Source organism: Umezakia ovalisporum Ak1311, assembly GCF_029891685.1.
In the GTDB taxonomy this organism is placed as follows: Bacteria; Cyanobacteriota; Cyanobacteriia; order Cyanobacteriales; family Nostocaceae; genus Umezakia; species Umezakia ovalisporum.
The window spans coordinates 48,791-55,382 of record NZ_JANQDJ010000015.1; the positions used below are offsets into that span (position 1 = coordinate 48,791).

At 43.9% G+C, this 6,592-nt stretch carries 6 protein-coding genes; 3 read left to right on the forward strand and 3 right to left on the reverse strand.

Going from position 1 to position 6,592, the window contains the following annotated elements; all coding sequences use genetic code 11:
• Positions 1-75 precede the first annotated feature (75 nt).
• Both NWP25_RS02630 and NWP25_RS02635 read right to left on the reverse strand, forming a co-directional pair.
• Entirely contained in the window at positions 76-1,029 is a 954-nt protein-coding gene (locus tag NWP25_RS02630) for a heme o synthase (protein ID WP_280650822.1), read from the reverse strand.
• 357 nt (positions 1,030-1,386) lie between these two features.
• Complete coding sequence (locus NWP25_RS02635; RefSeq protein ID WP_280650823.1) at positions 1,387-2,370, reverse strand: COX15/CtaA family protein; 984 nt, start codon at positions 2,368-2,370, stop codon at positions 1,387-1,389.
• Between the two features lie 416 nt (positions 2,371-2,786).
• Here NWP25_RS02635 and NWP25_RS02640 point away from each other — a divergent pair, with 416 nt between their 5' ends.
• The 3 genes from NWP25_RS02640 to NWP25_RS02650 all read left to right on the forward strand — a co-directional run bounded on the left by NWP25_RS02640 (position 2,787) and on the right by NWP25_RS02650 (position 6,330).
• Positions 2,787-3,884, forward strand: a complete 1,098-nt coding sequence (locus NWP25_RS02640; RefSeq protein WP_280650824.1) for a cytochrome c oxidase subunit II — start codon at positions 2,787-2,789, stop codon at positions 3,882-3,884.
• 35 nt (positions 3,885-3,919) lie between these two features.
• Positions 3,920-5,614, forward strand: coding sequence for a cytochrome c oxidase subunit I (ctaD, locus tag NWP25_RS02645; protein WP_280650825.1), 1,695 nt, complete (start codon positions 3,920-3,922; stop codon positions 5,612-5,614).
• A 95-nt stretch (positions 5,615-5,709) separates the two neighbouring features.
• Positions 5,710-6,330 (forward strand): cytochrome c oxidase subunit 3, encoded by a 621-nt coding sequence (locus NWP25_RS02650; protein ID WP_280650826.1) that lies wholly within the window; start codon positions 5,710-5,712, stop codon positions 6,328-6,330.
• Positions 6,331-6,480: 150 nt separating this feature from the next.
• Here NWP25_RS02650 and NWP25_RS02655 read toward each other — a convergent pair.
• Positions 6,481-6,592 (reverse strand): transposase (locus tag NWP25_RS02655; RefSeq protein WP_280698843.1); only part of this gene is annotated, 112 nt, incomplete at its 5' end.

The window sequence follows — 6,592 nt, forward strand, 5'->3', positions numbered from 1 at the left end:
TGGTCTGAGAGAAAATTTTTCCTCAAGTGCGATCGCGCCATCATAGCCAACGCAATCGCACGGATGATCAGTTGTTTAACTGATGAAGTGCAGCAGGCTAATTACTGTACTCATGAGCCTATGGGTAATAGGCAGACTATCAATCACCATACCCAAACACAACAACATCATGTAAGAAATGGAATACAGAAATAACTCTCTAGCTACAGTCCGCTCCTGTGGATTTTGTAACAAACGCCAAGATTTATGAATAAATACTGCGCCTAAGGTCAGAGCGACGGCTGCATAAACAAATCCACTGGCGTGTAGGGGATAAACAAGTAACAGCGTGGTTACTACTGTAGTGAGTGTGTAGTACCAAATTTGCTTAACGGTAGCCGTATCACCTTCAACCACAGGTAACATAGGGATACCAACTTTTGCATAGTCATCCCGAATCATTAGCGCTAGCGCCCAAAAATGGGGCGGTGTCCATAAAAAAACTATGGCAAAAATTAACCATGCTGGCCAGCTTAAAGTACCTGTCACAGCAGCCCAACCCACTAACGCCGGAATTGCCCCAGCAGCCCCACCAATGACAATATTTTGAGTGCTATGGCGTTTCAACCAGTGGGTGTAGATCAAAACATAAAAAACAATACCCGAGAATGCCAGAACAGCAGCTAGTAAATTTGCGAATAAGGCTAGTAGACTAAAAGACATCACCCCTAGAGTGATGGCAAAAATCAGGGCATCACGAGGCTGCACCCTACCGGAAGGAATAGGACGATGACGCGTCCGCTCCATGTCATAATCAATATCTCGGTCGTAGATACAGTTAATAGTCTGGGCGCTAGCAGCAGCCAAAGTGCCACCAGTCAGAGTGACTAACAGCAACAACGGGTCTACTTGTCCCTGAGCAGCAATCCACATACTTCCAGCCGTGGTAATCAACAGCAACGGGATAATCCGGGGCTTTGTTAGTTGGTAGTAGCTTTGGATGACTTGGAGAAATGTTTGATGGTGGCGAGAGACATTAGTCTCAATCATTTTGGCTCTTGTTCCTTATTTTTCAACAACTTTGATACAGGCCCTGCTCATACTGAGATGACGTCAAAAATAGCTACCGAAGCGAAGGAAAAATGAGGAAGATGAGGAGAATGGAGAAAATGAGGAAGATTTCCCCCCGCTCGCCCATGTCCCCTTGCTCAGACTGACTCAGAAAATCAAGACTTGTCTTGGGGGCGGAGGCAGTTTTGGTTTTTATGGTTTTACCACTTCTAGTTCCTAGGGGTTGTTGCTAGATGTGATGTCTAGTTTGTGGAATTACTCAATAACTAATGGCTAATAGCTAAATGCCATTAGTCATTAGTAATCACAGCAATGGAAAAATGAATCTGAATGAAATTAGGCATTGGATCCATTTGCTTGTGTACTTGTAACAGTCGCTGTTGAAGCCACAGGGAAAGCGTTAATTTCACGAGACATAGCCCAGTCACGTAGTGCTAAAACTGTAAAAGCGACTAAACTAGCCAGTAAAGTAGCGCCGACGGTTTGGTGAGAGACGGTCAGCACCTCCACTTGGAGATGTAATCGGAAAGTGGCAACTCCCAAGAATATTTGTAACATCAACAACCCACCAGCAATATTTGCTAGTTGCCGCAAAGCTGGATGGAGTGCTGGCGTCCGCCGAGATATAAATACCACTGCCAAAGTAGCCACCGTTGGCGGTACCAAACCAAAAACATGGCTATACATCACATTACAAAGTTGAGAATCGCCAAAGCATTGGTGTAACGCCCAGCGAGACCCTACCAAAGCGCCTAGTATACTTTGCAAGTAAACAAAAATTACGGCACTTAAACCCAACCAAGGTAACTTACCAACAGTGCCAGTTCCTTGATAGGGAGTCAGGGCTGTACCGATAGTCAGTAAAGTAGTAAAAAACAACAGCGCCGTTCCCAAATGGGCAGTGACGATATCAAAGCGTAACAGTTCGGTGACGGTGAGTCCTCCCAAAACACCTTGTAAGACAATTAAAAACAGAGCAAATGTGGATGCCCAAGGCAGCCAACTGGGTAATAAACCACGGTTCCACCAGGACAAACCAAACAATGCGATAGCGCTTAAACCAATTAACCCTGCATCCAATCGGTGAAACCACTCCAAGAAAACTTGAAGATTCATTTGTCTGGCTGGAACCAGTTCCCCGTAGCACAAGGGCCAGTCTGGGCAAGCAAGTCCAGCATTCATCACACGGGTGGCACTGCCTATGGCCATCAAAATCAAGGTGGCTATGCACATTTTCCACACCAAGCGACGAATCACTTCCTTAGGCTTTCGCTGCTCGGTTGTTGCTTCATTTTGTTGTTCTAGGACAAATTCATTCATGAACAGTACCCTCCGCCCGCTCTTGGTTGGGCTTCTCCGATAAATTTTCAATTTTTAGTACCGATCCATCTACACCCTAACCTATGAGACAGGGTTTAAAAGATTGGCTTGCACTTATACTTTGGATCACTCCAGCTACTTTTAGCCGTAGCTTTAGGTATTTTTTAAGTTGTGAGAAATTGAGAAAGAAGCATTAATTTTTTAAATCTAGATTTTTTGTGCAGTTTTTACACAGTTTTATACTGATTTAAATTTACTATTGGCAGTATCTAATAAATCTCTTGTAGTCACAATTATCAATTTAGTTGAAAAAATTAATAAAAATTTCAGACTATGAGACTCCATGTTTCATTGCCTGCACTACCTTAGTAAGTGAGTAGGATAGAGATAACGTAGTAAATTCATTTAAGTAAACCGTGAAGATTCCAAGTTCCATCTGGACATTACTAATTGGTGTCGTACTAACGCTATTCAGCCTTTGGTATGGTGAAAATCACGGTCTGTTGCCAACAGCCGCCACAGACGAAGCTGTTTTAGTGGATGGTCTGTTTAACACGATGATGATCGTTTCCACGGGTATATTCCTACTCGTCGAAGGTGTTTTAATCTACTCTGCAATTAAATACCGTCGGCGGGCAGGTGATAACGAAGATGGACCACCAATTGAAGGCAACGTGCCTTTAGAAATCCTCTGGACGGCGATCCCAGCTATTATCGTTCTTGGTATTTCTGTTTATAGCTTTGAAGTGTATAACGACATCGGTGGCTTTGACCCCCATTCTGTTCATGGAGCCCCGATTAGTCAAGAATCTATGATGACAATGCCAGGGGCTGCGATGGCGGCAACTTTGAGTGATACACCACCCAGCATAGGCCATGACCTCAATCAGGAACAGTCTGACCAAGCAATGCAAGATACCGCCACAGCAGCAGTCCGCAATGCTGACGAAATTCCCCAAAAGGGAAATGCTCCGGGGGTAGGTATTGTTGCTCCTACCATTGGCGGTAGTCCAGAAAAAGCAGGTCTACCACCAGAAGTACGAGTCAATGTCACTGGGCTACAATACGCGTGGATTTTCACCTATCCTGATACAGGCATTACCACAGGTGAGTTACACGTCCCAGTAGGTCGCGAAGTGCAAGTTAACATGACAGCTAATGATGTCATCCATGCTTTCTGGGTTCCGGAGTTCCGCTTGAAACAAGATGCTATCCCCGGTAGACAAAGCGAAATTCGTTTCACCCCCAGATTAGTTGGTAGCTATGACCTAATTTGTGCTGAACTTTGTGGCCCTTACCACGGAGTTATGAAAACCCAAGTAGTAGTAGAAAGCGAACAAGCCTATGACGCTTGGATGCGAGAACAATTAGTGGCTAGCAGCGAAAACCTCAAACAAGCCATTGCTGTTAACCCTGCGGATTTATCCCCAGATGAATTTCTAGCTCCTTACACTAGGGAAATGGGGATTGAACCAGAAATGATCAATCAAGTTCACACTGCTCATCAGCATTAGTTAGGGAACAGGCTGATAACTAATAATTAATTCTTATGACACAAGCCCAGTTGGAAAAAGCTGCCAATACTCCCCCTCATACAGAAGAAGCACAAGAAAGACACTGGCTAGACTTTTTTGGTTTCAGCACCGACCATAAGGTAATTGGGATTCAATATCTAGTTACTTCCTTTGTTTTTTACTGCATTGGCGGGGTAATGGCTGATTTGGTACGTACAGAACTGCGAACCCCGGACGTAGATTTTGTTACCCCGGAAGTTTACAACAGTCTATTCACCCTGCACGCCACAATCATGATTTTTTTGTGGATTGTACCAGCAGGTGCAGGATTTGCTAACTATCTCATTCCCTTAATGATTGGGGCTAGGGATATGGCATTTCCTCGGTTGAATGCTGTGGCTTTTTGGATGATTCCCCCGGCTGGTGTGTTGCTCATCGCTAGTTTGGCTTTGGGTGATGCTCCTGATGCAGGTTGGACTTCCTACCCGCCTTTGAGCTTGGTAACAGGTCAAATTGGTGAAGCCATTTGGATTATGAGTATTCTGCTGTTGGGTACATCGTCGATTTTGGGAGCGATTAACTTTATCGTTACCATTCTCAAGATGCGTGTCCCCAGTATGGGAGTTCATCAAATGCCTTTGTTTTGTTGGTCGATGTTGGCAACTTCGGCTCTGGTACTGATATCTACGCCAGTACTAGCAGGTGCGCTGATTCTCCTGGCCTTTGACTTATTAGCAGGGACAACATTTTTTAACCCCACTGGCGGTGGTGACCCGGTGGTTTACCAGCATATGTTCTGGTTCTATTCCCACCCGGCGGTCTACATCATGATTTTGCCTTTCTTTGGAGCAATTTCTGAAATTTTGCCCGTTCATGCCCGCAAACCAATTTTTGGCTATAAAGCTATCGCTTATTCTTCTCTAGCTATCAGTTTCTTGGGGCTAATTGTCTGGGCGCATCATATGTTTACCAGTGGTGTCCCCGGTTGGTTACGAATGTTTTTTATGATCACTACCATGATTATTGCTGTACCCACTGGAATTAAAATTTTTGGTTGGTTAGCAACTATCTGGGGTGGCAAAATCAACCTCAATAGTCCCATGATATTTGCTATGGGCTTTTTGGGAACCTTCGTCATTGGCGGGATCAGTGGTGTAATGTTAGCCGCAGTTCCCTTTGATATTCACGTTCATGATACTTATTTTGTAGTGGCACACTTGCACTACGTCCTCTTTGGTGGTAGTGTTTTGGGAATTTTTGCTGCTATCTACCACTGGTTCCCGAAAATGACGGGACGAATGATGAACGAATTTTGGGGCAAAGTTCATGCTGTTTTAACCATTGTGGGTCTGAATATGACTTTCTTACCTATGCACAAGCTAGGGCTGATGGGAATGAATCGCCGCATTGCTCAATATGACCCCAAATTCACCTCATTGAATGAAATCTGCACTTACGGATCTTATATTCTCGCCATTTCCACATTACCCTTTATTATCAATGCTGTTTGGAGTTGGTGGTATGGGCGCAAAGCTGGTGATAATCCTTGGCGAGGACTAACCCTAGAGTGGATGACTAGCTCACCGCCAGCTATTGAAAATTTTGAGAAACTACCAGTTTTGGCTACGGGGCCTTACGACTACGGCGTAAGTGAAAAAAAAGTGGATACTCAGGCGGTGTTAAACCTCGAACCTGATGAACCATACCCCACTATTGAGTCTGGTATTTAAGAGGAGGGTTTAAGGAATGGGGACTGGAAACAAACCCAATCTTCATTCCCAATCCTTGATACCCATTTCCAGTTAGTTCACATTTTTAAAGATTCATGCAAAGTCAAATAATTGACCCAGCGAAAACACAATTGAATCATCACCACACAGCAACCGATGCTCATCACGAAGAACATCCAGATTATCGCCTGTTTGGTCTGGTGGTGTTTCTCATCGCTGAGGGAATGATTTTTCTGGGGATGTTCGGAGCTTATTTAGCTTTTCGTTCTACCCTACCAGTATGGCCTCCTGAAGGCACACCGGAATTAGAACTCATACTACCGGGAGTGAATACTGTTAATCTGATTGCTAGCAGTTTTGTCATGCACAACGCTGACACCGCCATCAAAAAAAATGATGCCCGGGGTATGCGGATTTGGTTGGCAATTACCGCGCTGATGGGTGCTATTTTTTTGGTAGGTCAAGTTTATGAATATACCCATCTAGAATTTGGTTTAACTACTAATTTGTTTGCCAGTGCGTTTTATGTTTTAACTGGCTTCCACGGACTGCACGTTACTATTGGCGTTTTGGCTATTATTGCTGTGTTGTGGCGATCGCGTGTTCCCGGGCACTATAGTAATGAAAAACATTTCGGTATCGAAGCAGCAGAAATATATTGGCACTTTGTTGATGTAATTTGGATTATTTTATTCGGATTACTCTATATACTGTGAATGTTGATTTTTAGTTGTTCATCGGGCTCCCATTTGGGGGCTTTTTTCATGTATTTTATTCAGTCCAATACACGTAAATAATATGGGAGGTTGGTAGCCCCGTGTTTTTAAACCGGGGTGGAAAACCGACTCAAGCAGATTTATCTGCATTCAATGTCTATCATGATGTGGATCGTTAATATAATCCATTACTTTAGATGTGCTAACTTTACCAGAAGTATCAAAAAAGTAACTCCTAGTCCACAAAGACGGCAGCCTCTTT

Bases quoted from the DNA above. Each gene is read 5' to 3' on its own strand.
- NWP25_RS02630 (WP_280650822.1), bottom strand. From the start codon at position 1,029: ATGATTGAGACTAATGTCTCTCGCCACCATCAAACATTTCTCCAAGTC.
- NWP25_RS02635 (WP_280650823.1), bottom strand. From the start codon at position 2,370: ATGAATGAATTTGTCCTAGAACAACAAAATGAAGCAACAACCGAGCAG.
- ctaD (WP_280650825.1), top strand. From the start codon at position 3,920: ATGACACAAGCCCAGTTGGAAAAAGCTGCCAATACTCCCCCTCATACA.
- NWP25_RS02650 (WP_280650826.1), top strand. From the start codon at position 5,710: ATGCAAAGTCAAATAATTGACCCAGCGAAAACACAATTGAATCATCAC.